Annotated in this window: 15 protein-coding genes; all 15 read right to left on the bottom strand. The window is 62.9% G+C overall.

Annotated features, from left to right (window positions below; genetic code table 11):
- Positions 1-154: 154 nt before the first annotated feature.
- Positions 155-3004, bottom strand: a complete 2850-nt coding sequence (locus JSS27_14550) for a PQQ-dependent sugar dehydrogenase (GenBank protein ID MBS0210165.1) — start codon at positions 3002-3004, stop codon at positions 155-157.
- Between the two features lie 41 nt (positions 3005-3045).
- Positions 3046-4374, bottom strand: a complete 1329-nt coding sequence (locus tag JSS27_14545) for a right-handed parallel beta-helix repeat-containing protein (protein MBS0210164.1) — start codon at positions 4372-4374, stop codon at positions 3046-3048.
- Between the two features lie 7 nt (positions 4375-4381).
- Complete coding sequence (locus JSS27_14540; protein ID MBS0210163.1) at positions 4382-5842, bottom strand: DUF1501 domain-containing protein; 1461 nt, start codon at positions 5840-5842, stop codon at positions 4382-4384.
- A gap of 3 nt (positions 5843-5845) precedes the next feature.
- Positions 5846-8362: a PSD1 domain-containing protein gene (locus JSS27_14535; protein MBS0210162.1), complete on the bottom strand. Its 2517-nt coding sequence runs from the start codon at positions 8360-8362 to the stop codon at positions 5846-5848.
- A 232-nt stretch (positions 8363-8594) separates the two neighbouring features.
- The gene (locus tag JSS27_14530) at positions 8595-9821 is read right to left on the bottom strand and encodes a right-handed parallel beta-helix repeat-containing protein (protein ID MBS0210161.1); all 1227 of its coding nucleotides are present in this window, start codon (positions 9819-9821) and stop codon (positions 8595-8597) included.
- 12 nt (positions 9822-9833) lie between these two features.
- On the bottom strand, positions 9834-10310 hold the full coding sequence (locus JSS27_14525) for a GNAT family N-acetyltransferase (protein MBS0210160.1): 477 nt from the start codon (positions 10308-10310) through the stop codon (positions 9834-9836).
- Between the two features lie 69 nt (positions 10311-10379).
- Positions 10380-11732: a DUF5009 domain-containing protein gene (locus tag JSS27_14520; protein ID MBS0210159.1), complete on the bottom strand. Its 1353-nt coding sequence runs from the start codon at positions 11730-11732 to the stop codon at positions 10380-10382.
- 12 nt (positions 11733-11744) lie between these two features.
- Positions 11745-12707, bottom strand: a complete 963-nt coding sequence (locus JSS27_14515; protein MBS0210158.1) for a glycosylase — start codon at positions 12705-12707, stop codon at positions 11745-11747.
- Between the two features lie 133 nt (positions 12708-12840).
- Positions 12841-13332 (bottom strand): peptide-methionine (R)-S-oxide reductase MsrB, encoded by a 492-nt coding sequence (gene msrB, locus JSS27_14510; GenBank protein MBS0210157.1) that lies wholly within the window; start codon positions 13330-13332, stop codon positions 12841-12843.
- 203 nt (positions 13333-13535) lie between these two features.
- Positions 13536-14675, bottom strand: coding sequence for a bifunctional methionine sulfoxide reductase B/A protein (locus JSS27_14505; protein MBS0210156.1), 1140 nt, complete (start codon positions 14673-14675; stop codon positions 13536-13538).
- 397 nt (positions 14676-15072) lie between these two features.
- Entirely contained in the window at positions 15073-17739 is a 2667-nt protein-coding gene (bla, locus tag JSS27_14500) for a subclass B3 metallo-beta-lactamase (protein MBS0210155.1), read from the bottom strand.
- A 220-nt stretch (positions 17740-17959) separates the two neighbouring features.
- Entirely contained in the window at positions 17960-18892 is a 933-nt protein-coding gene (gene rarD / locus JSS27_14495; protein ID MBS0210154.1) for an EamA family transporter RarD, read from the bottom strand.
- A gap of 125 nt (positions 18893-19017) precedes the next feature.
- A complete protein-coding gene (locus JSS27_14490) occupies positions 19018-20664 on the bottom strand; it encodes an alpha-D-glucose phosphate-specific phosphoglucomutase (protein ID MBS0210153.1) in 1647 nt (548 codons plus the stop codon).
- Positions 20665-20927: 263 nt separating this feature from the next.
- Positions 20928-21581: a ribose-5-phosphate isomerase RpiA gene (rpiA, locus tag JSS27_14485; GenBank protein ID MBS0210152.1), complete on the bottom strand. Its 654-nt coding sequence runs from the start codon at positions 21579-21581 to the stop codon at positions 20928-20930.
- A gap of 74 nt (positions 21582-21655) precedes the next feature.
- The gene (zwf, locus tag JSS27_14480; protein ID MBS0210151.1) at positions 21656-23026 is read right to left on the bottom strand and encodes a glucose-6-phosphate dehydrogenase; all 1371 of its coding nucleotides are present in this window, start codon (positions 23024-23026) and stop codon (positions 21656-21658) included.
- Between the last annotated feature and the right edge of the window lie 182 nt (positions 23027-23208).

Raw genomic sequence — 23208 nt, 5'->3', positions numbered from 1 at the left:
ACGGGGTCCGGTGCCTACCACCCCTGAACCATGGCCGCGGCCCCCGCTTTCGAGCGAGATTCGGGCCACTAATCTCAGGTGTATGAAACGCGATGAATAAGGCCGCACAAGGATTTGCGACGCGGGACGCTTTTGGCCGTGGCGCTGCTGATTGTTAACGGTGTGCCGTCAGGAAGGCCAGCAGGTCGCGCAGCTCTTGATCGGTGAACCGGTCGATCAGCTTGACGGGCATGATCGACTCGGGCTGCGGCTGGATGTCCGAGACTTCGGTCGTGCGGACTTTGAACTGTTTGCCCTGGGCGTCGAGGTAGGTGTATTCATCGAGATTGGTGTGAATGAGCATGCCCGAGGCGACCTGGCCGTTGTCGAGCACCATCTGCCAAACCTGGTAGTGCGGGGCGACGATGGCACTGGGCTGCAAGATCGATTCCAGGATGTGCCGCCGCTCGGTGCTGCCGATCAGGCTCAAGTCGGGCCCCACCGATTGGCCGTGCCCCTCGACTCGATGACAGCGATTGCAACCGGCGAGCCGCGCGTTGAAGAACGCCCGCCGCCCTGCTTCGGCGCTGGCCGGTCCATCAAGCCGCAGCAACCAGCCCGCCGTGTCGCGCACGTCGGGTCGCGCTTGATCGGGTGACTTGCCGAGCGCCCGGGCAACCAGTTCGGCGCTGTCGGGTTGTTGCGTGGCCAGTTGTTGCAAGCGGGACTGCTGCTCGGCCGAAAGCTGCGCGCTAGTTAAGGCCCGCAATGCTTCGTCGCGCAGTAGTTTGCTCGAACCGAGCGCGAACTGCACTAGCGCTGGCACGTCGGCCGTCGGCGCCGAGGTCAGGCCGACGAGCGCTTCGGCCCGGACTTGCTCGTCGCGCGACGTGTCGTTCAGAATCTCGGTCAACAGCGCCAGGCGCTTTTCACTGGGGTGCTCGGCCAGCGAGCGGACTGCTTCCAACTGCAACGGCACGTCGCTTTGATTGGCCAGCCGCTTGAGCAGATCGAGCGACAATTGCTTGTGCGTGGCCGGCACCAGGCGCAACAACGTGGCGCGGCGCGCGGCCGGCTGGTTCGAATCGTTGAGCAGCTTGACGAAGTGATCGGCCATCTTGGCGTCGCTCACCTCTTCGCCGTCCAGTCGGGCCAGCGCTGTGGCCAGGCCTTGATACAAGCGAACCGAAAGGCCAGGCCCTTCCAGCGCGCTGGCGACCTGGGGACGCAGCTCGGTCAATTGTCGATCGGCGATCCACTTGGCCGCCAGAAAGCGAACCGCTTCGTCCGAGTCGGCCAGCCAGTCGGCAACGATCTTGGGATCGTTCATCCCGGCGGCGCGTTGGGCCAACAGGAGCCCGATCCGCTGTCGCGGTGTCTTCAAGTCGTCGGGACGAATCGCGGCCAAGCGTTCGCGGTTGTGCCCCAACTCGCGAACCGCCGCCGTACGCAAGAAGGGATCGTCATCGTCAAGTAGCGTTAGCAGCTGTTCAGGCGTGGCAATTGCGGAAATTGCCGCCAAACGCACGGCAGCAGGCTGTTTGGCGTTAAGCCAGTCGGCATTCCAAAGTTTAAGCTTATTCCTCAAAGCGATTTCGACAACATGGGCACGGAACGGGACGTCTGTCTCGATGTTCATCAATAAAAGCAGGGCGTCGCACGGCTCAATACAAGTGTCTGCGATTGTTGCCAATACTCGCAGTTGTTGCTTTTGATCGCGGCCAGGCTTTCTTGACAAGGTTGCAAGCAACTCGTGTCCATCTTTAGTTGCGACAAGTTCTCGCGCCGCTTGCTCACGCATTGAGCGGTCATGACTCTGCAACCTGTCTTCTAGTTTCTCCGGGCGAGGCTGCGGCTTGGCGCCAACCTGTCGCAAATGCCAGACCGCACCTTGGTGGTGCAGGTTGTAATCACGGCGGACCCAATCGCTGAAGTACAGCGAACCATCTGGCGCCGTGGCCAAGCCGACGGGGCGGAACTCGGTTCCGCCTTGTACGAACGGCTTGCGCTCGGCCACGTATGATGCGCCGCGCGGCTGCAATCGATAGCGCTCGACGCGATGATCGGCCCAGGAGGTGACCAGCAAGTCGCCCCGATACTCGTCCGGCAGGCCGTCCGACTCGTAGCTCAGCACCTCGCAGGGGGCTTCGCCGGTTCCCGAGACCATGGGGAGCGTGCCGGGCAACTGGCCGTTCCAGCTTTGAAACGGGTGGCGTCCCGAGCGGCCATAGCGAAACTGATAGCCGTAGTCGCCGCCGTCGATCACGTGCAACAGCCGGCACGGCGGGCTTGAATCGGGATCGTTATCGACGCACCAGACGCGACCAAAGACGTCGATCGTCAGCCCGAATGGATTCCAGAATCCGGTGGCCACGCGCTGCAGCTTGGCCCCTGCGGCCGTGCAGCGGAACACGTTGCCTCCCTCGCCCTGATCTTTGATCGTCGAACCGTCAGCAGCCACCAACTCGTAGCTGGCTCCCAGGTTTTCACCCATGCCGAACCAGAGGTTCCCCTCGGCGTCAAACGTCAGCCCCGACAGCCCGTTGTGCGGATAGTTCCCCGCGGTGTTGAGCTTGATGATCGTTTGCTTCGACTCAGCCGCGCCGTCCCCGTCGAGGTCGCGGAGCCGGAAGATTTCGCTGCGGGCGGCCACGTACACGCTGCCATCGCGGGCGGTGGCCAGGTCCATCGTGGCGTCCGAGCCTTCGTAGAATGTGGTGAACTTGTCCGCGCGGCCGTCGCCGTCGGTGTCCTCGAGGATGCGAATCCGGTCGTGCGCGGGGCCTTGATAGTCGGGCGGACGGAAGTGTGTATGGCTTTCAATCACGAGCAGCCGGCCGCGGGCGTCGAAGTCGATGCTCACCGGATGAACGATGTCGGGCGAGGCCGCGAAGCAGATGACTTCCAGCCGGTCGTCCACGACCCGCGGCGCGGTCGGAGCGGGTGCGTCGGCGGCCCGAGAGGTTGTTGCCAACAGGGCGATCACCGCGCCGGCGATGACGCCACCAACCAACGGTTTGCTCAACGTAACGCTCCCAGGCAGAAAAATGACAACGTGCGCGGCCGCTAGGCTCGCAAATCGGCAATCGGCGTGGCGAATCCTTGGACCTGATTGTCGACCAGGTCGATGCGCTTGGCGTGCTCGCCAATGCGAATGCCAGTCCGCTCGGCGGGGGAACGTGTCTCGCGCAACTGGTTCTTCACCAGTTGAATCGCCTCGGTCTCACCCTGTACGTCGATGCCAATACCGCGTTCGTCCCCCGAGTCAACAATCCGATTGTTCTCGATCCGATTGCGATGCGGCGCGAACGGCTGGCCTTGCTCGGGTCGGAACAGGACGCCGACCTTGCCCGAGCGGAGAATGTCGTTGTCGCGAACCAGGTTGTTGTTGTCGTGATGGCCGATTGAGACGCCGTACGAGCGGTTGCCGTCGATCGTATTGCGCTCGGCCAGCCCCCCTTTGACGCCCCAGCAGAAGAAGATACCGATCGTGTTTCGTTCCAGCTTGTTGTTGCGAATCACGGGGCGTTGCGAGCCCGAGCCAGGGTGCAAGCCCAGATCGGTGTTGTCGTGGCTGTGGCAGCGCTCGACCAACACGTCGTGACAGATTTGCCAGCTCATGCCGTCGCCGTTGTAGTTGCGGGCGGTCACTTCGCGCATCGTCATCCGATTGCAATCTTGCAGGAAAATGCAGCCGCCGTAGTTGCCGTTGAAGTTCTCGTTATGCTCCCGATTGCCGTCCAGCGTAATGTTCTCGATCGTCACGTCGGCGATGTTCTCGCCACTGAGCAGCGGAAACAGCGTGGCCACCGTCGACTCGCCCGAGCGCCAGAAGTTATCGCGCAGCGCCCGGTCGAGCTTGAAGCGATTGCCGCTGCGCGCCACCAGAGTTCGCTTAACGACGGTCGTGCCGCCATTGTGCGAGTTCTTGCAGGTCAAACAAACGCCGCCGCCGACCTGAAATCCTGCGGCGGAGGCGAGCGTGATTTCCTGGTCGAACCAATCGGAATCATCGGCTAGCTTGACGCGCGTGGACGGCTCCTTAACGAGCACGCTGTCCGCGCCGCTTCCCAACAGTCGGACCTTTGAAGCCAGGTAAACCGCATTGCGCAGTCGATACGTGCCGGGCAGCACGCGAACCGTGCCACCCCCCAGGCGCGCAACGTAATCGACGGCGGCTTGCAGCGCCTTGTCATCGGCACCCACCAGATCGGCCTTCGTCGGCCCCACGGTCACGGTCAGTTGCTCGTCCCAGCGCGGCTCGCGCGCGTCGCCCGAGGTGGCGCGGGGCTCGTAATCGGTGGTGTCGGGCCAGGCCCAGGCCGAGCGACAAGTCCACGCGCCGGCCAACGCGGACGCAGCGCCAAGAAAACGACGACGAGTCGACGTGCTCATGATTGCCTCACGCCAAAAGTTTCTTCACCACGTTGCCGGCCACGTCAGTCAAGCGGAAATCGCGTCCCTGGAACCGGTAGGTCAATCGCTTGTGATCCAATCCCAACAGGTGCAGGATCGTGGCTTGCAAGTCGTGAACATGGACTTTGTCTTCGACGACCGAGTAGCCCAACTCGTCGGTTGCCCCGATGGTTTGCCCCGCCTTGATCCCGCCGCCGGCCATCCACATGGTGTAAGCGTCAATGTGATGGTCGCGGCCGATCAGCTCGCGCGGCTCGCCCATCGGTGTGCGGCCGAACTCGCCACCCCAAATCACCAGCGTGTGGTCCAATAGGCCGCGCTGCTTCAGGTCTTTGATCAACGCCGCGGCGGGCTGGTCGACTTCGCGGCAACGATCGTCGAGCGGCTGGCCCAGGTGGGTTCCCTGGTTGCCGTGATGGTCCCAGTCGGTGTGATAAAGCTGGACGAAGCGGACGCCGCGCTCGACCAGCCGCCGGGCCAGCAGGCAATTGTTGGCGAACGACGGCTTGCCCGGCTCGGCACCGTATTGCTGCAGGGTGTCGGCCGTTTCGCCCGCGATGTTGGTCAGCTCCGGTGCGCTCGATTGCATGCGAAACGCCATTTCATAGGCGGCGATCCGTGTGGCGATCTCCGGGTCGCCGACCGTGCGCAGCCGTTCGGAGTTCAGCTTGCCCACCGCGACGAAGAATTCGCCCTGGTCCTTAGCGTCGACCCCCGGCGGGTTGGTCATGTTCAAGATCGGCTCGGGGCCCGACATCAGCGGCACCCCCTGGAAGCTGGTCGGCAGGAAGCCACTGCCCCACAACGGCGCGCCGCCGCGCGGGCCGCGTGGTCCCGATTGTAGCACGACGAAGCCGGGCAGATTCTGTGACTCGCTGCCGATGCCGTAAGTGACCCAGGCCCCCATGCTCGGCAAGCCGAACCGCGACGTGCCGGTGTTGACGAACAGCTTGGCCGGCCCGTGGTTGAACACGTCGGTGGTCATGCCACGAACGACCGATATCTCGTCCACCACGGTGGCCAGGTGGGGGAGCAATTCGCTGAGCAGCGTGCCGCTCTGACCGTGCCGCGCGAACTTGCGCCGCGAGCCGAGCAGCTTGGCGTCTCCCTTGATGAAGGCGAAGCGCTTGTTCTTGGTGTACGACGGCGGAATGACCTGGCCGTCGAGTTCGCGCAGCTTGGGCTTCTCGTCGAACAGTTCCAGTTGGCTTGGCCCGCCGGCCATGAACAGGAAGATGACGTTCTTGGCCTTGGCCGGAAAATGGGTCGGCCGCACCGCCAGTGGTGACGTGGCCGGCGGCGCGCCGGTCGCGCCATTGGCCGAGGAATTCAATAGCGAAGCCAGCGCGAGCGAGCCGAGCCCCACGCCGCAATCGGCAAAGAAATGCCGCCGCGTGCGCGCTCGCAGGAGCGCTTGTTCGAGTTGCTGGGCCGAATGCTCGTTCATACGTCACTCTCGCGTCACGAATTCATCCAGATTTAGCAGCACGCGGCCGACGCCGACCCAAGAGGCCGCTTCGACCGGCTCAAAACCGGCCAACGCCTTGCCGGCCGCAACTTGGCGCGCGGCGTCGGGCTTGGCGACGAAGGATTGGCGCTGCTTTTTCAAATAGTCAACGAGCGTCTTTTCCTCTGCTTCCGTCGGATCGCGCGACAGTGTGAACCGAGCGCCGGCCCGCACACGCGCGATGTCGTCCTTGGCCGAAGTGTTCAACATCCGCGCCGCCAGCGCCACGGCGAACTCGACAAAGGCCGGGTCATTGGCCAGTGTCAGGGCCTGTAGCGGCGTGTTCGAGCGCACCCGCCGCGTACACGTCGTATTGGCGTCCGGCGCGTCAAAGACGGTCAAGAACGGATAAGGGCTCGACCGCCAGAAAAAGGTGTACATCGCGCGGCGGTAGCGGTCTTCGTCCTTGCTCTCGGCCCAATACTTGGCGGTCTGGGTGAAGCTGAACATCGCTTTGGGTTGCGGTGGGTAAACGCCCGGGCCGCCGACCTCGCGCGACAACAGCCCGCTGCTGACCAGGGCCGCGTCACGAATCATCTCGGCTTCGAGTCGCAGGCGCGCTTGGCGCGCGAGCAGCTTGTTGTACGGATCCTTCTGCGCGATGTCGGCTCGAGCGTGGGACGATTGCCGGTACGTGGCGCTGGTGACGATCAGACGGTGCAGTTGTTTCATGCTCCAGCCTTGTTGCATGAACCGCGTGGCCAGCCAGTCGAGCAGCTCGGGGTGGGTCGGCCGGTCCCCTTGCACGCCAAAGTCGTTTTCCGTGCCGACGATTCCTTGGCCAAAGTAGCGCTGCCAGACCCGATTGACCGTCACCCGCGCGGTGAGCGGGTTCTGTTTGCCGATCAGCCAGCGGGCAAAGTCGAGCCGACTCGCGGACTTGCCTTCATGTTCCAAGCGAGGCAACACGGCCATCACGTTGGGTTGCACGACCGCGCCGGGGCGGAGGAAATCGCCGCGGAGGTGAACGTGCGTCACGCGCGGCTCGGCCCGCTCGCGCATCACTAGGGCTGTCGTGACCTTGGCCTTGAGTTGTTTGTGGCGCTCTTTCAGGTCGTTGAGGGCCTGCATCACCGGAATCCGCTCGGAATCGTGCTTCTGGAACTCATCGCGCAGGAGTTTCACCTGGGCCGCCGATCGCTTATCGGGCGCGACGCGCAGCGTGATCATCATCGGACTCAGCACCGCCAGCACTTCCGGAGATTTGTTATCACCGGCCAGTAGATCGACCTCGGCCAATAACCGCGCTTCCCAGTCCTTTTGCCGGCCGATGCCGCTCTGATCGACGTCGGCCAGACGTTTTTCGGTTTGGGCGATCTCAGCGGCAATGGCCGGTTCTTCCTTGGTTTGCTGATTGGTCGGCAAGGGCAAGGCCGGCTCGTCGGCGTTATTGAAGATGGCGAAGTACTGATAAAACTCGCGCTGCGAGATGGCGTCGTATTTGTGGTCGTGACACCGGGCACAGCCGAGCGTCAGCCCCAGGAACACGCTGCCGGTCGTGCTGACGCGGTCGACCACCGCTTCGACGCGGAATTGTTCCTGGTCGGTGCCACCTTCCTCGTTGCGCAGTGTGTTGCGATGAAAGCCGGTGGCCACGCGCTGGTCGATCGTGGCGTCGGGCAACATGTCGCCGGCTAATTGCTCGACCGTGAACTGGTCAAACGGCAAATCCCGATTAATGGCGTCAATGACCCAATCGCGGTATTTCCACATCGTCCGCGCGCTGTCGATCGTGTAGCCGTTCGAGTCGGCATAGCGGGCGGCGTCGAGCCAATAGCGCCCCCAATGCTCGCCATAGTGAGGCGACGCGAGCAGGCGTTCGACCGCGGCTTCGTAAGCTCCGGCCGATGTATCGGACAAAAAGGCGTCAAGCTCCTCGGGCGTCGGCGGCAAGCCGGTCAGATCGAGCGAAAGGCGGCGCAACAGCGTCGAGCGATCGGCCTCGGGCGAGGGGGCGAGGCCAGCCGCTTCGACCTTCGCCAGAACGAACTGGTCGATCGGGTTGCGGGCCCAGGTGGCTTGCTTCGTTGTCGGGGGCGCGGGGTTGGCGATCGGTTGATAGGCCCAGTGCTTGCTGACCACCGGCTTGGCGGCGGCTGGCGCCTCGACGGTCGGGCCCTTGGCCCCTTGATCGATCCATTGCTTCAGCAGCGCGATCTCGGTCGGCTTGAGTCGCGGCCCCTCGGGGGGCATCGGCGAGGCGTCGTCCCCGCCGGCGACCGCTTCGATCAGCAGACTCTCGACGCTCTTGCCAGGAATGATCGCTGGTCCGGTGTTGCCGCCCGTGGTCAGTCCGGCGACCGAATCGACCCGCAACTCGGCTTGCTGCTTGTCGGGGCCGTGGCACTTGACGCAATGCGCCGCCAGCAAGGGGTGAATATCCTGCTCATAGCGCACCGGTTCGGCAGCCGCCAGCGGTGCGGCACAAATCAGCAACAAGAGAACAGCGACTGATTTCATTGGCGGGAACTGGACGGGGCTAAGTCCGGTAGGAGGGCGTCACCATTATATCGTGCCCAGACCAAAGGTTGCCATGTTCGGTCGCCTGGCAAGCCGAGCGAATAACACCTCTCCCTGACAGGGAGGGGCTGGGGGAGGGTAGAGACGTCATTAGCCGCAACATTTCTACCCTCACCCGACTCGCTGCGCTCGCCGACCTTTCCCTGGGAGGGAGAAGTGTAAGCCTCAATTTTCACTGGGCGGGCGACGCGCTGGTGATGTTGCTGCTGACTTGCGAGTCGACCAGCTTCGACACGTCGCTGTCAACGTCGGTCAACACATTGCCGGTGAACGTCACCCGGCGGCTTGGCTTACCCGCTAGCTCGACGGCCTTGGTTTGCAGGCCGGCGAAGGTGTTGCCCGTGATCACGATGTCGGTGGTCGAGTCCAGGATGATGCCGCTCGATGGTTGCTTATCGGTGCGGAAGACTCGCCCTTGGCCGACGTAGCTGTCGCTGAAGGTGTTGCCGGTGATTGTGATTCGATCGCTCTCGGGTCCAACCGCCAGCGCCCGGGCCCAGACCAGCGGGAAGCTATTGCCAGTGACCGAGCAACCGTGGGCGTCGCGCAGGTCGATGCCTCCCTTCTTGTGGTGGGCGATCACGTTGGCCGCCAGGGTGATCCCGTAGCAGTCCCGATCGAGGATGATGGCGGTGTCTTCGCATTCCTCGATCATGTTGCTCGACACGATCGACCCGTAGGTGTTCTCGATGACCACGCCATGGCGCAGGTGATCGTCCACGTTGTTACCCGACATGCACAGGTTGAAGCTGTCCAGGCAGCGAACCGCGTCCAAGTTCTCTTCGAAGTGATTGGCCGCCACGACGATGTCGTGCCCGCCCAGGATCTCGAGCCCGCTTTGCTTGTTGTAAGTAATCAACGAATTGCAAACGCGCGGGTCTTCGTAGCATTGATCCAGACGGATGCCGTGACCGCCGTGGTAGCTGACGGTAATGCCATTCAGGAAGATTTCGTTGATGCCGGTGGCGTCGATACCGTGGCCGCATTTCTCGTTGCCGGTCAGGCGGAGGTTCTGCACCTGCACGCGCCAGACGCGGGCCTTCTTGTTCTCGGCGTACCCTTTGGGGCGAATGACAAGGGTCGACTTGCCGGCGGTGTTCACGTTCTTGATGTTGGTGCCGGTCCCCTGGCCGATCAGGAGCGTGTCTTCTTGTTCGACTACTAGCGGCTCGTTGATCTCAAACGTGCCGGCCGGCAATTGGACCACGCCGCCGGTCTTGGGCAAGGCGTCGATCGCCGCTTGGATCGACGGGTAATTGGCGGCGTCGATCGTGGCGACCGCGCCGGGCAAGCGACCGCTGGCCGGAGCTTGTTGCGCCTGACTAGTCGACCAGTGGGCGGCCAAAGCAGCGGCCGCAACGACTACGACACAAGCGATTGAGAATCGGGCGGTTGACATCGTGGGAGTTCCTTACAGTTTGCGGGCGAAATGGACCTGGCGGGCGACTTCGATGAACCCGCATGATGGATAAAGCCGGTTGCCGACCGCGTTTTGGGCCATCGTTTCGATCATGGCGTACGCCAGCCCCTCGCGGCGGAAATAATCGAGCGCGTATTCAACCAACTGGCGACCGAGTCCCTGGCCGCGCATTTCGGCCGACACGGCCAGGTTGGGAATGCGTCCCTTGCCGGCCTCGCGATCGACGCGGGTGGTGACGTAGCCGACAACCGCGCCGGCGGACTCGGCCACGAACACGCCGGCGGGGTTGGCTGCGACGTCTTCGTCGATGTGCCGGGCTTTGCGCCAGCGCCAATCATGTTCGTTCAACACGCCCAGCACGCGCTCGACGTCTTGCTCGAGTGTCACCTCGCCAAACGACTCGACCGTCAACCGTTTGAGGGCTGCCAGGTCGTCAGGTCGATAGGTGCGGATGACCAGCGAAGACATTTTCAAAGGCGCCGATACGTTCGAGTCGAAGCGAATTAGGTAGGAGGGTCAGGCGCGGTATGCGCGCCGTTAGATGCGCAAAAAGATCTTGCGGCGATACATCCACAACAGCACCAGCCAGAACACCAGCCCGACCAGGACGTTTTGCAGAATGGGCAAATCGGCGGCCGGCACCAGGCCAAAGATGCCGTGCTTTACGGCGGCCGCGTCGAACTTGCCAGTCCAGCCAAACAGCAGCTTACCGGCCGATTCGCTCCCCAGGTGGGTTTGCAACGTCTTCAACATCCACGGCTTCAGGAGTTGGCCCAAGAGGTAGCTGGCAATCGAGTTCATCCCCACCACGATCAGCGGGAACGTCCACCAGCGCCACTTGAGCACGTCGATCACCATGTAGAACCCGGCCAGCATCAAGCAGCACCAGCCGGTCGAAAACAGCGCCCACGACGGCGTCCAGATGCGCTTCACCAGCGGGCAGCCCAATTGCGAGCAGATGAGCCCCAAGCCCAATCCGCCAAGGCCGGCCGCGACGAGCATGATTGTTTTTTGCGACGGCGAGCGAGACGTTCGCAGCAACTCGCCGCACATCAGACCAAAGATCATCGTGGCCAGCGAAGTGATGAAATTGATGGTCTGATAGCCGCCGGCGTTGAACTCGAACGGCTTGCCGCGCGGGAGTTCGTTCAGGACTTTCAGGTCGACGGCCTGGCCGACGTTGGCGTTCTTGTGCCAGACCGGTGGGAGCGATTCGAGATGCGCTTGCGCCCACTGGGCCGTGACGCCGGCCTTGGGGTTGCCCGTCTCGAAGTTGATTCCTTGCGTCGGGTACGTGGCGTAGGCGATCCAAGCGCCGACCAACAGCACCGCCGCCACCACGCCTTGCAGCCACGTTGGCCGCCGCCACATCAAATAAAGGAACGGATAGCCCAAGCCGATCTGCGACAGCACATTCATAAACTGCCACTCGGTCGCTGACGCACTGCCCGAGGTGAGAAATACACCTAGAGCGACCAGGATCACGGCCCGCCAGCAAGCGTGGGCGAACATGCCGATCCACGACGCGCCTTGCTGCTGACGCTTCAGATACGAATAGGCCATCGACACGCCGACCATGAACATGAACGACGGCTGGATCAGATCCCAGAACGCGCAGCCCCGCCACTCGACATGGCTGAACTGGTACTGCACGGCGCTCCAAAAGGCGATCGGCTCATGGGCCGCTTGGTTCAGGGCCACATGATTCTTGGCCGCAGCCGCCAGGCCAAAGCCATTGAACATTAGGGCCGTCATGATCAGGCCACGATAGGCGTCGAGCGACAGTAATCGCTCTTGCCCAGCGGCCGTGACCGGAGGATTCGCCGCCGGGCTGCTGGCGGGCTTGGCGGGCGGTTGGGTCGGACGTTCGAGCAACGTGGATTCCGCCATGATGTCACCGAGTTATTGATTGAGGCGCGCCGCGGGCGTGTGCTTCGAGTAGCGCACGCGGACCTGGTCGTGCATGGTGTACAGCCGGAACTTCTGGCCGTCGTCGACCAGGATGCCACTCGATTCGTTCATCACCAGCGGATTGCCGGGATACTTTTCCCAGTGGATCAAGTCGTCGCTGGCCGCCAGGTTCGTCGACCATCGCTTCCACTCGGGCGTGTCGGCCGCGTGGTAGACCGCGTAGTAACGTCCCTGGTACTTCACGACCTGGTTCATCGCCACGGCGTATTGATCGTAGGGCGTTGGCCCGCGGGCGATGACCGGCTCGTCGCTGGTGTTCGTCCAGGTCTTCAGATCGGTCGAAGTCGCCAGCCAGATGCCGGCGTCGCGCCGCTCGTAGTACAAGTACCACTTGTCGCGCTCGCGCCAGAGGGTCGGCGTGCCGTACGGGCCGGGTTCGATCGGCTGGCCATTCACGCGCCGCACGTCGAGCGAGCCGTGCAGCTTCCATTCGACTCCATCGCGCGAGGTCAGCAACTCGGCAAGGTCGTTCAGCCCCTCGGCCACCATGTACCAGGTATCGCCGACGCGGAGAACCTGCATGTCTTCGACCCAATGGTCGCGGACGAGCGGGTTTCGCGGCCAGCGCGTCCAGCTCAGGCCGTCATCGCTGGTGGCGTAGCCCAACAGCTTGATCGAAGGTTTTTGGCCGTCGTACCCGGTGTACCACATTCGATACTGGCCACCTTCGCGGACGATGTAGCCGCGTTCGCGAATCTTGACGTCCCAGTGGCCGGGGCCGGCGCCGGTGAAGATGGGGCTGGCTTCGGCGGGCTCGAACTCGGTGAGTTCTTTGGGGAACTCGACGGCGATGACGGTGGTGGCAAAGGACAAGGAGACCAGCGCTAACGTGGCAAGCGTACGCGCCGCGGCGGTGATTCGTCCCAGGAATGGGCAAAGAGAGCGCGAAATGATGGGCAGGCGGGGCATGAGCGGCAGGCCGGGAAGTGAATTCATTTGGCGGGTAGGCGACCTTAGCCTATTCCATTGGCCGCCGGTTGGCTACCAGGAATTGGCGAAATCGCCACCGGAACCCCGCCAAGGAGCTTCAATCGGCCGTCGCCACCAGCGGGTCGGCCAGCTTGCTCAACTGCTCGCTGGGCGTGAAGTTCAACGACGCCGAGTTCAAGCAGAACCGCAGCCCCGTTGGCCGCGGGCCGTCGTCAAAGACGTGCCCTAGGTGCCCGTCGCAGCGCGCGCAGTTGATTTCGGTGCGAATCATCCCGTGACCTTCGTCGACCTGCTCGCTGACATTGCCGGGCGCGATCGGTTGAAAGAAGCTCGGCCAGCCGGTGCCGGAATTGAACTTGGCGTCGGACGAGAACAGCGGCAGCCCGCAACCGGCACAGGCGTAGACCCCCTGCTGCTTGTTGTCGAGCAGCGTGCCGCAAAACGGCCGCTCGGTGCCGGCGCTGCGCAAGACTTGAAACTGCTCGGGCGTCAGCCGCTCGCGCCACTGCGCGCTGGTCAGCGACAACTTCTCGGTCGCCACCGGGCCGACCAACTCGCCTTGGCTGTTGAAGACGTGGACCTGGATCATCTACTCAAGCTCCGTATCTTGCGCGCCAGATACAATGATTCGAGCCTGCGTGCCAACACGCAAACACCCCTCCCTTTCAGGGAGGGGTAAGGGGGAGGGTAGAGACGTTATTGGCCAGTAATGTTTTTACCCTCACCCGCTCGCTGCGCTCGCGACCTCTCCCTTAAAGGGAGAGGTGTAGCCTGTCGGCTAAAGGGAAAAGCTTACTGTCCCTTGGCGACGTCGCTTTTCTTCATCAGCTCGGGATGCTTGTCCCGAACCTTGCACGCCTTGGGATATGACGTCGACAGGATGTACGGCTGGTTCGGATTCAGCCGCGCGTAATCCTGATGATAAACCTCGGCAGGGTAGAACTCCTTGAGCGGCTCAAGCGTGGTGACGATCTTTTTCTTGAACGCATGTTTTGCCGTCAGTTGCGCGATCTTGTCCTCGACCGCTTTCTTCTGCTGCTCGTTGGCATAGAACACGGCCGAGCGGTACTGTGTGCCGATGTCGTGTCCTTGCTGGTTCAACTGGGTCGGATCGTGGGCGTCGAAAAACACGTCCAGCAACTGGTCGAAGCGAATCACCTTGGGGTCGTAGGTGATGCGAATCGCCTCGGCGTGGCCGGTCGCGCCGGTGCAGACGGTCGGGTAGTTGGCCGTTTCTTTCGAGCCGCCGCTGTAGCCGCTTTCGACGTCGCCGACCCCCAGCAATTGTTCAAAGGCCGCCTCGGTACACCAGAAGCAGCCGCCAGCAAACACCGCGGTCTCGGTCGACGATTGCATGCTCACTCCTTTGGCCGGCGTGCCGGTTGACGGGGCCGATTCGGCCGCCGGGTCGGCCAACTCGGCCAGCTTGGTGCTCGGGGTAAAGTTCAAGGATTCCGAATTCAAGCAGAACCGCAACCCTGTCGGTCGCGGGCCGTCGTCAAATACGTGTCCCAGGTGCCCGTCGCAGCGTCCACAGTTGATCTCGGTGCGCGTCATGCCGTGGCTGTGATCGGCGCGCTCGGCCACGTTTCCTTTGCCAATGGGCTGAAAAAAGCTCGGCCAGCCGGTGCCCGAGTGGAACTTCGAGTCCGACGCAAATAGCGGCAAGCCGCACGCCACGCAAGTGTAGACCCCTTCCTCCTTGTTATCGAGCAGTCGGCCACAGAACGGCCGCTCGGTCCCTTTGCTGCGGATGACGGCGAACTGCTCGGGCGTGAGCAGCTTTTTCCACTCGGCGGGCGTCTTGACGACGCGCGGCGAATTGACCGGGCCGACGAGCTTCCCTTCGCGGTTGAAGACATGGACGCTGACCGTCTTGGCGTCGTGCTTGGCTCCATCGGGAGGCGCGGCATTCGACGAGCTGTAGATCATCAGGACGGCAAACGTCACCAGCACCAGGGCCGTGAACAGAGCGATACGAGCGGGTTGCATAGTGGCGACAACTCCGAAGCGTAAGAGGGAGGACGTTGTTCGGTGGGCACACGTCTATTATAGGCGCGGCAAACACCCCTCCCTTTCAGGGAGGGGCTGGGGGAGGGTAAACGCGCCGCGCGAGCCTGACACGTGACCCTCATCCGGCGGCTTGCGCCGCCACCTTCTCCCGGCGGGAGAAGGGTGATCGGCGCGGCGCATCTTGAAATGGTTCAATCATCTCAAGACGACCCATCAGCCAGGACTTATCATAGCCTGAATCGCGGCAATTCCCCTAGAGGTTTTTGGCCGCTGGCGAGTGACATAACAATGGCCGCAGCCCGAGCGTTACAGCTTCTTAACGCCGCGGATTCTCGTACCAGACGACGTTTTTGCTTTGCTGGCCCGCTACCAGCAAGTCCAGATCCCCGTCCCGGTCCATGTCGACGGCTCTGAGGTCGTACGCCGCCTGGGCGGTGTCTAGAACGTGGGTCGTGAAGCCGCCGCGGCCGTCGTTCTCGAACCAGGCGCAAACCCGGTCGCCGTACGCGCACGTCGCGCAATCAATATCGCCGTCTCCGTCCAAGTCGGCCACCGCGAGCGAGTGGGGCTCTTTGAGCGTGTCGTGGATGTCGTGGATCTGCCAATCGGGAGCCTCGAACCAGATCACTCCTCGGCCGTGGCCGCGCGTGGCAATGAAGTCGACACGTCCGTCGCTGTTGACGTCGGCTTGCTGAATGTTCGTTGCGCCGGCCTGGCGATCGGCCAGCAGGTGCTTTGTCCAGGGCTGGCTGCGATCGGGCGGCGCTTCCCACCAGGCGAACTGCGCCTCGGGCACGGCCTCGGCCTTGTCGCCCCCCTTGGCGGCCAGCGCGATGTCGGCACGCCCGTCGCCGTTGACATCCCCCAAGCCAAAGTAATGGCTCAACCCGGGTGCATCGCGGTTGGCGAACACGTGCCGCGTCCAGCGCTCGGCCCCGCGCACGTCGCGCGGCACGGCCAGCCACACGGCCGACGAGGGGAACGGCTCCTTGGGTTGCGCGCTGTTGGCGATCAGATCGATCTTCCCGTCTCCATCGACGTCCCCTTTCAACAGTCCGTGGATGCCAATGATCTGGTCGTCGACCACGCGCAGCGGCCAGCGCGATTCGAGCGGGCGCTCGGGCTGTTCGAGCCAGAAGACCAGCCCGGGCATGTGCTGGGCGCCGATGTAATCGAGGTCGCCGTCACCATCGACATCGAAGGTCTCGCTGTGGATGGCGTTGTGGCCGGGCGTCTCGTCCAGGATAATCTCGCGCCAATCGGGAGCGACGAACAAGCGTGCCTTGCCGCCGCTGTGACTGATCACGTCGGGCAGGCCGTCCCCCGAGAAGTCACCCGCCACCGCGGTGTTGGTGTGGATGCCTTGGTGGACGGTGTGCTTCTTCCAGGCGGTTGTCTTGGTGTTGGATAATGCACTCTTGATGCTGTCCGCGACCGCGCCGCCGAGCAAATCGTAGCCTTCGCCGTTGAAGTGGACGTCATCGGGCTTGCCGGTCTTTTCGGCGTGGGGGAGCATGAACGTGTACAAATCATCGATCGCCACGCCTTGCGCTTTCATCACCCGGGCCGCGACCTGATTGCGCTCAACGATCTTCTGGGGCAAGTCGGGGCCGTCCTTGGTCTGGGCTGGGCAAGGGGTCGTGCTAGCCCAGATCAACTTCGCTCCGCTCTGCTTCAACTTTTCGACCAGCTCAGTTAATCGCGCTTCATAGTCCGCGAGCTTGGTATTCCGGTCGTGGATGCCGAAGTTGAAATGGACCACGTCCCAACGGGCGTCACCGAGCCAAATGTTGAGCTTCTTTAAGCCATTGGCCGTTGGCCCACAATTCTCGGGGGCGCGATGCACGTTGGCCACGCCAGCCAATGCCTTACGCGCCGGCAACGTGTAACCGCGCGAAATCGAATCGCCGATCAACAGCACTCGCGGCAACATAGGATCGTCCTCGACATAGTCCCAGGCCGACGTGCGCCCGGCGATCGCGTCGCGCTGATACAAGGGCAAATAGAAGCCGCCCAGGTTCTTCTCCAGCACCGTTTCCCATTTCTGGCGCTCGGGCGTCTGCTTGGCTTTCCATTCGGCGAACTTGCGAGCCAGTTCGGCTTCTTCGGCAGCTTTGCGCGCCGCCTCGGCGTCGGCATTGGCCGCGGGGGCGGGTTTATTGTCGGCGGCGGGCTTTACGGGATCGTTGCCCGATTGCTGCTCGGCCAGTGTCTTCAAGTAAGCCTGTTCTTTCTGTTCGACGTAACGCTTGTAGCCGGCGGGGTCGATAAAGGGGTTCGACTTCGGCTGGGCCTTCTGCGCCTCGTACTTGTCGAGCATGCCGTAGTAGTTGCCATGCGCGCCCAGGAACAAATCGCAAGGCAGCGACTTGAGTGTTGCGAAAGTCTTGGCGAAGTCGGTGGCGATCTCCGGGTAGTCGCGATTGTTGACCAGTTGATAGCCCGGGTTGACGTTCGGGCTGCCGATGACGACCACGTCCAGGGCTTTATCACCGTCCTGCTCGCGCCAAGTCCACGTCGTGCATCCGCGCGTGTGGCCGGGCGTCCGCCGAGCCGTTAGCTTGGCGCCGCCGAGCGTCACTTCCTCGCCGTCTTTCAGCACTCGGTCGACAGGGCACGCGGGCCAGTGGCTGTCGGTGTACAGGTACTGCCCCTCGCCGCCGCGGGCGATCACAGAATCGTCCCCTTGCATGACGAACACCTGGGCCCCGGTCATCTGCTTCATCAGGGCGTGACCGGCCACATGGTCGCTGTGAGCGTGACTGGCCAGCAGGATCTTCACGTCGCCGATCTTGAAGCCCAGCGACTCGATGGCAATCCGAATCAGCGGAACCGTTTCTTCAAAGCTGCTGTTGATCAGAATGTGGCCAGCGTCGGTCGTGATCAAGTAGCTGGCCAGCTCCTTCGATCCGACGTAATAGGTGTTGCCCGCGACGCGGTGCGCCGGAAACGGCTCATCGGCCTGGACCGCACCGGACAGCAAGTTAAGAACCAGTACCGAGCACTGAAGCAAGAAAAAATGGAAGCGATGTTGAACAGGCATTGGAATCCGCTCTTGGTTTTGCCGTAGGTCAGGCCTTGGCCTGACAAGATTGTGCCGTCCACTGTCAGCGCACTTCTAACCGCGCGATAGAGCAAGCGAGAAGTGACAGTAGAGCGCACAACGATGTCAGGCCAAGGCCTGACCTACCGAATCCCCTGCACTACACGGTCTCTTCCACCGGCAGCGTAACTTCGGACTCGGTCGCGGGCAACCACTCGGGCCGCCGGCGTCGCACCAGGTAGGAATCGAGCAGATAGACGGCGATGGCCGCCCAGATCATCAGAAAGCTGGTGATTCGCGCCAGCGAGACCGGCTCGCCAAAGGCAAACACGGCCAGCAGCATTTGCACGCTCGGCGCCAGGTATTGCACCACGCTCAGCGTCTTCATCTCCAACCGCTTGGCCGCGCCCGCAAAGAACAACAGCGGCACCGACGTGACCACACCGCTCAGCGCCAACAGCGCGTGCTCGCCCGTCCCGTTGGCCGTGGTGCTTTCGGCGGGCAGCCACGCCAGGTAGGCCAGCCCCGCCGGCGTCAGCGCCAGAGTTTCGACGGTGAGTCCCGGCAGCCCGCCGACCGGCGCAAGCTTCTTCATCAGCCCATAGAGCGAGAACGACACAGCCAAAGTAATGGCGATCCAAGGGACCGCGCCGACGAGCCAAATGGGCGCGACCAGAGCCGCGGCCGCCAGCGTGAAGCAAGCCCATTGCACCCCACGCAGCCGTTCCCCAAGAAACACCACGCCCAGTAACACGTTGGCCAATGGCGTGGCAAAGTAGCCCAGGCTCGATTGCAGCACCTGGCCTCGATCGACGGCATAGATGAACGTCAGCCAATTCACGCCGATGAACAACGTGCTCAGCAGCAACAGCACCAGTGTCCGCCGATTGGTCGCCAACGGTTTGATTTCGCGCCACTGCCCCAACGCCGTCATCACCACCGCCAGCACGGCGAACGACCAGACGACGCGGTAGGCCAGCACCTCGAACGGCGCGATGCCCGCCAGGGCTTTGAAGTACAGCGGGATCAACCCCCACAGGCCGTACGCCGCCAAAGCAAAGATCAACCCGGCGGAGGACGTGCTGCGTGACATGGATGATTGTCGGGGGAGCGAGCGTTTGCCAAAGGGCCTTTAGCCCCCGGTCAGTGACCGGGGGCCAGTAGTGCGAAACAGGGACATCGCATAAGAGCGCAATCGGCGTGTCGGGTTCGCGCGATTTAACCCGCGGTCAGGGCCGCGGTCACGATCTGTTGCGCTTCTTTTACGATCGCGTCCAGGTGGGGCTGATCTTTGAAGCTTTCGGCGTAAATCTTGTAGATGTTCTCGGTACCCGACGGTCGGGCCGCGAACCAGCCGTTGGTCGAGGTGACTTTTAGCCCGCCGATCGACGCATTGTTCCCCGGCGCTTTGGTCAACTTGGCGGTGATCGGCTCGCCGGCCAGTTGCGTATCACGAACGCGCTCGGGTGAGAGCTTCTGCAGCGCGCTCTTCTGCGCCGGTGTGGCCGGCGCGTCGATCCGCGTATAGAACGGCATGCCGAACTCTTTAGTCAGCTCTTGGAAGTGGACGCCTGGATCCTTGCCGGTCGCGGCGGTGATTTCGGCCGCCAACAGGCACATGATTGGCCCGTCCTTGTCAGTGGTCCAGACCGAACCATCGCGGCAGACGAAGCTTGCGCCGGCGCTTTCCTCGCCGCCAAAGCAGCAACTGCCGTCGAACAAGCCCGGCGCGAACCATTTGAACCCGACCGGCACTTCGCACAGCTTGCGCCCCAAGCGGGCCACGACCCGGTCGATCATCGTGCTGCTAACCAGCGTCTTGCCAACGACCGCGCTCGCGGGCCAGTGGGGCCGGTGCTGCAACAAGTATTGAATCGCCACGGCCAGGTAATGGTTCGGGTTCATCAGCCCGGCCGACGGTGTGACGATGCCGTGCCGATCGGCGTCGGGATCGTTGGCGAACGCGACATCAAACTTGTCTTTCAGTCCCAGCAAGCCGGCCATGGCCCACGGGCTGGAACAGTCCATGCGAATCTTGCCGTCGTGGTCGACGCTCATGAACGAGAACGTCGGGTCGACCTTGGTGTTCAGCACCTGGATGTCGAGCCCGTACATGGCGTTGATCGGTTCCCAGTAGCGCCACGCCGCTCCGCCCAACGGATCGACGCCCAGCTTGAGCTTGGCGGCGCGAATCCGCTCCATGTCGATCACGAGCTTCAGGTCCGACACGTACGGCGTGACAAAGTCCTGGCCGTGCGTGGTCGAGGCCTTGAGCGCCGCCGCCAGTGGCACGCGCTTCACGGCTTTATTGTCGCCGCGGAGGATGTCGTTGGCCCGGTTTTGAATCCAATTGGTCACTTCCGACTCGGCCGGGCCGCCATTGGTCGGGTTGTACTTAAAGCCGCCGTCTTCGGGCGGGTTGTGCGACGGCGTGATGATAATGCCGTCGGCCAACTCGGTCTTGCGGCCGCGATTGTGGGTGAGGATCAACCGCGACACGACCGGCGTGGGGGTGACCTGGTCGTCTTTGTCGATCGCGGTTTCGACGCCGTTGGCGGCCAACACTTCGAGCGCGGTCCGGTGCGCGGCGGCCGACAGGGCGTGGGTGTCCTTGCCCATGTAGAGCGGGCCATTGATCCCTTGGCTTTGGCGGTACTCGCAGATGGCCTGCGTGATCGCCAGGATGTGCGCCTCGGTGAACGTGCCATTGCCGGGCGTGCCGCGATGGCCGCTGGTGCCGAACGATACCAGTTGCGTGGCGTCGGCCAGGTCGGGGCGTCGCTCGTGGTATTCGCGTTCAAGCTTGGCGACGTCGATCAACAGTTCCTTGGGCGCAGGTTTGCCGGCCAGCGGAGATCGTGCCACAGGTGCGGTCCTTGTGATGAGGAATCAGTAGGTGCTTCGAACTGTCGGAGCGGCGCGAAGTGCGAACGACAAACACCTCTCCCTTTCAGGGAGGGGCTGGGGGAGGGTAAACGCGCCGCGCGAGCTTGACGCTTGACCCTCACCCGGCAGCTAGCGCCGCCACCTTCTCCCGGGGGGAGAAGGGTTGGCGCCGAGCCGCGCACTACAAAATACCGCATCGAGAGGCTCGCGCCCACGTGCCGAATTCCGCGGCGAAACGGCCATTACTTCGCGACCAGCACCCGCGGATTCATGCCCAGAAAGAACCCCGTTTCAACCACGCCGGGAATGGCCAGAATCGCTTGCGCCAGTCCCTCGGGCTGATTGAGCTGGCCAATGTGGCAGTCGAGGATCAAATTATCATTATCGGTAACGAGCGGCGTGCCTGCGGCGAAGCGAATCTCGAACGTCACCCTCAGCTTGTTGAGTGCCCGCTGAGTGGTGGGCACGGCGAAGGGGACGACTTCGACCGGCAGCTTGCTGCGCGTGCCGAGCTTGGGAACCAGCTTTTCCCGGCCGATCAGGATCACCAACTGCCGCGAGTTCGTGGCCACGACCTTTTCGCGCAACAACGCTCCGCCGTAGCCCTTGATCAGATCCCCTTGCGGATCGACTTCATCGGCGCCGTCGAAGGTGATGTCAAGCGTGGCGACCTCGTCAAACGTCACCAGCGGAATCCCATACTGCGCGGCGAGCGTCGCCGACGCCTGGGACGTGGCCAGCCCGCGGACTTGCAGCCCGGCCTGAACACGCTCGCCGAGCGCCCGAATAAACGCCGCAGCGGCCCGGCCGCTGCCGAGGCCGATCGTGCTTCCCGGCGTCACGAGCGACAGTGCATCGCGGCCAAGTTGGTCAATAGCTTGTGAGTCTGAAGTCACGTTGATTTCGGCTTTCGTGGCTCAATCGCTTTCGGGTCTCATCCAATTCCCTCGGGAGGAGAGATGATTCTCGCTCACCCCACCACGGGGTTTTTCCAGCCGCCGGGGGGCGTGACCTCGTCGACTTCGGTTGGGCCCCACGTTCCTTTCTCGTACTGGTAAATCGGCGTCACGTTCCCCAGCACCGGTTCGACGACCCGCCAGGCTTGCTCGACGTAGTCTTCGCGCGCGAACAGGTTGGGATCGCCGCGCATGGCGTCGGTCAGCAGCCGCTCATAGGCGTCCATCTCGTCGCCTTGCGGTCGGCTGGCGGCGATCAGTTCGATCCGTTCGCCGACCATGTCTTCCCCCGGCGACTTGGTCAGCGCGCTCAGGCCAATCGCCACGTCGGGGCTGATCCGAAAGCGGAACGCCGTCGCCGCCGGGCGCAGCGCCGTCCAAATGGCCGGCGGCCGGCGGAACGTCACCATCACCTCGGTACACGTGACGGGCAAATGTTTGCCGGCCCGAATGTAGAACGGCACTCCTTCCCAGCGCCACGAGGAAATTTCCAAGTGCAACGCCACGAACGTCTCGACGTGCGAGTCGGGGGCCACGCCGCGCTCTTGGCGATAGCCGCGAAACTGTCCGCGGACCACGTGCTCGGCATCGAGCGGCTTGATCGATTTGAGCACCTTGGTCTTCTCGTCGCGAACCGATTCGCTGTCGGCCATGGCCGGCGCTTCCATGGCCACGTTGGCCAGCACCTGCAGCAAGTGGTTTTGCACCACGTCGCGGATCGCGCCGGCCTCTTCGTAGAACGCGCCTCGTCCCTCGACGCCAAAGTCCTCGGCCATCGTGATCTGCACGTGCTCGACAAAGTTCCGGTTCCAGATCGGTTCCAGGAACATGTTGGCAAAGCGGAAATACTGTAGATTCTGCACTGGACCTTTGCCGAGGTAGTGATCGATGCGAAAGATCGAGTGCTCGTCGAAGTTGGTGACGAGCGTCGAATTGAGTTGCTGAGCCGATTCCAAGCTGCGGCCGAAGGGCTTTTCGACGATTACCCGCGCGCCGGTTGCGCAGCCCGAACGCCCCAGTTGGCTGACCACCACCGAAAACATCTTGGGTGGAATCGCCAGGTAATGGGCCGGGTGCTTGGCGTCCCCCAGTTCTTTGCGCAGGGCCTGGAACGTGGCTGGGTCTTGATAGTCACCGTCGACATAGCGCAACAGCTCGCACAAGTGACTAAACAAACCCTCTTCCAGGAGGCCGTGCTTTTCCAGGCTGTCGCGCGCGCGAGCCTTGAGTTGGTCCAGGTTCCAGCCCGCCTTGGCCACGCCGATGACCGGCACGTTCAGGTGGCCGCGTTTGCTCATCGCGGCGAGCGCGGGAAAGATCTTCTTGTAGGCCAGGTCGCCGGTCGCGCCAAAGAAGACCAGCGCGTCGCTTTGCACGTGCTCCATCGATCGATCCTTCTTGCCGCCTTGCACTGACCTTGGACTTCATCTCTCACAGGGCGCCATGCTCAAGCCCCCAAAGGCCTAAGCATGCTTGGTACGCGCCTCGCATGCTCAAACAAGAAGTTTGAGCATGGCACCCGATCGTTGAAGATTGCAGGCATAACTCTTCTGATCTGACGCCGAGC

This window comes from Planctomycetota bacterium (genome assembly GCA_018242585.1).
Classification (GTDB): Bacteria; Planctomycetota; Planctomycetia; order Pirellulales; family PNKZ01; genus JAFEBQ01.
Note: the sequence above shows the minus strand (reverse complement) of the source record. Positions and strands in the feature narration are given on the sequence as shown.

What these genes read in the sequence shown, in the direction of transcription:
- JSS27_14545 (MBS0210164.1), bottom strand. Translation starts at nt 4,374, where the DNA reads ATGAGCACGTCGACTCGTCGTCGTTTTCTTGGCGCTGCGTCCGCGTTG.
- JSS27_14540 (MBS0210163.1), bottom strand. Translation starts at nt 5,842, where the DNA reads ATGAACGAGCATTCGGCCCAGCAACTCGAACAAGCGCTCCTGCGAGCG.
- msrB (MBS0210157.1), bottom strand. Translation starts at nt 13,332, where the DNA reads ATGATCCAGGTCCACGTCTTCAACAGCCAAGGCGAGTTGGTCGGCCCG.
- JSS27_14505 (MBS0210156.1), bottom strand. Translation starts at nt 14,675, where the DNA reads ATGATCTACAGCTCGTCGAATGCCGCGCCTCCCGATGGAGCCAAGCAC.
- JSS27_14530 (MBS0210161.1), bottom strand. Translation starts at nt 9,821, where the DNA reads ATGTCAACCGCCCGATTCTCAATCGCTTGTGTCGTAGTCGTTGCGGCC.
- JSS27_14535 (MBS0210162.1), bottom strand. Translation starts at nt 8,362, where the DNA reads ATGAAATCAGTCGCTGTTCTCTTGTTGCTGATTTGTGCCGCACCGCTG.
- zwf (MBS0210151.1), bottom strand. Translation starts at nt 23,026, where the DNA reads ATGGAGCACGTGCAAAGCGACGCGCTGGTCTTCTTTGGCGCGACCGGC.
- JSS27_14525 (MBS0210160.1), bottom strand. Translation starts at nt 10,310, where the DNA reads ATGTCTTCGCTGGTCATCCGCACCTATCGACCTGACGACCTGGCAGCC.
- rarD (MBS0210154.1), bottom strand. Translation starts at nt 18,892, where the DNA reads ATGTCACGCAGCACGTCCTCCGCCGGGTTGATCTTTGCTTTGGCGGCG.
- JSS27_14520 (MBS0210159.1), bottom strand. Translation starts at nt 11,732, where the DNA reads ATGGCGGAATCCACGTTGCTCGAACGTCCGACCCAACCGCCCGCCAAG.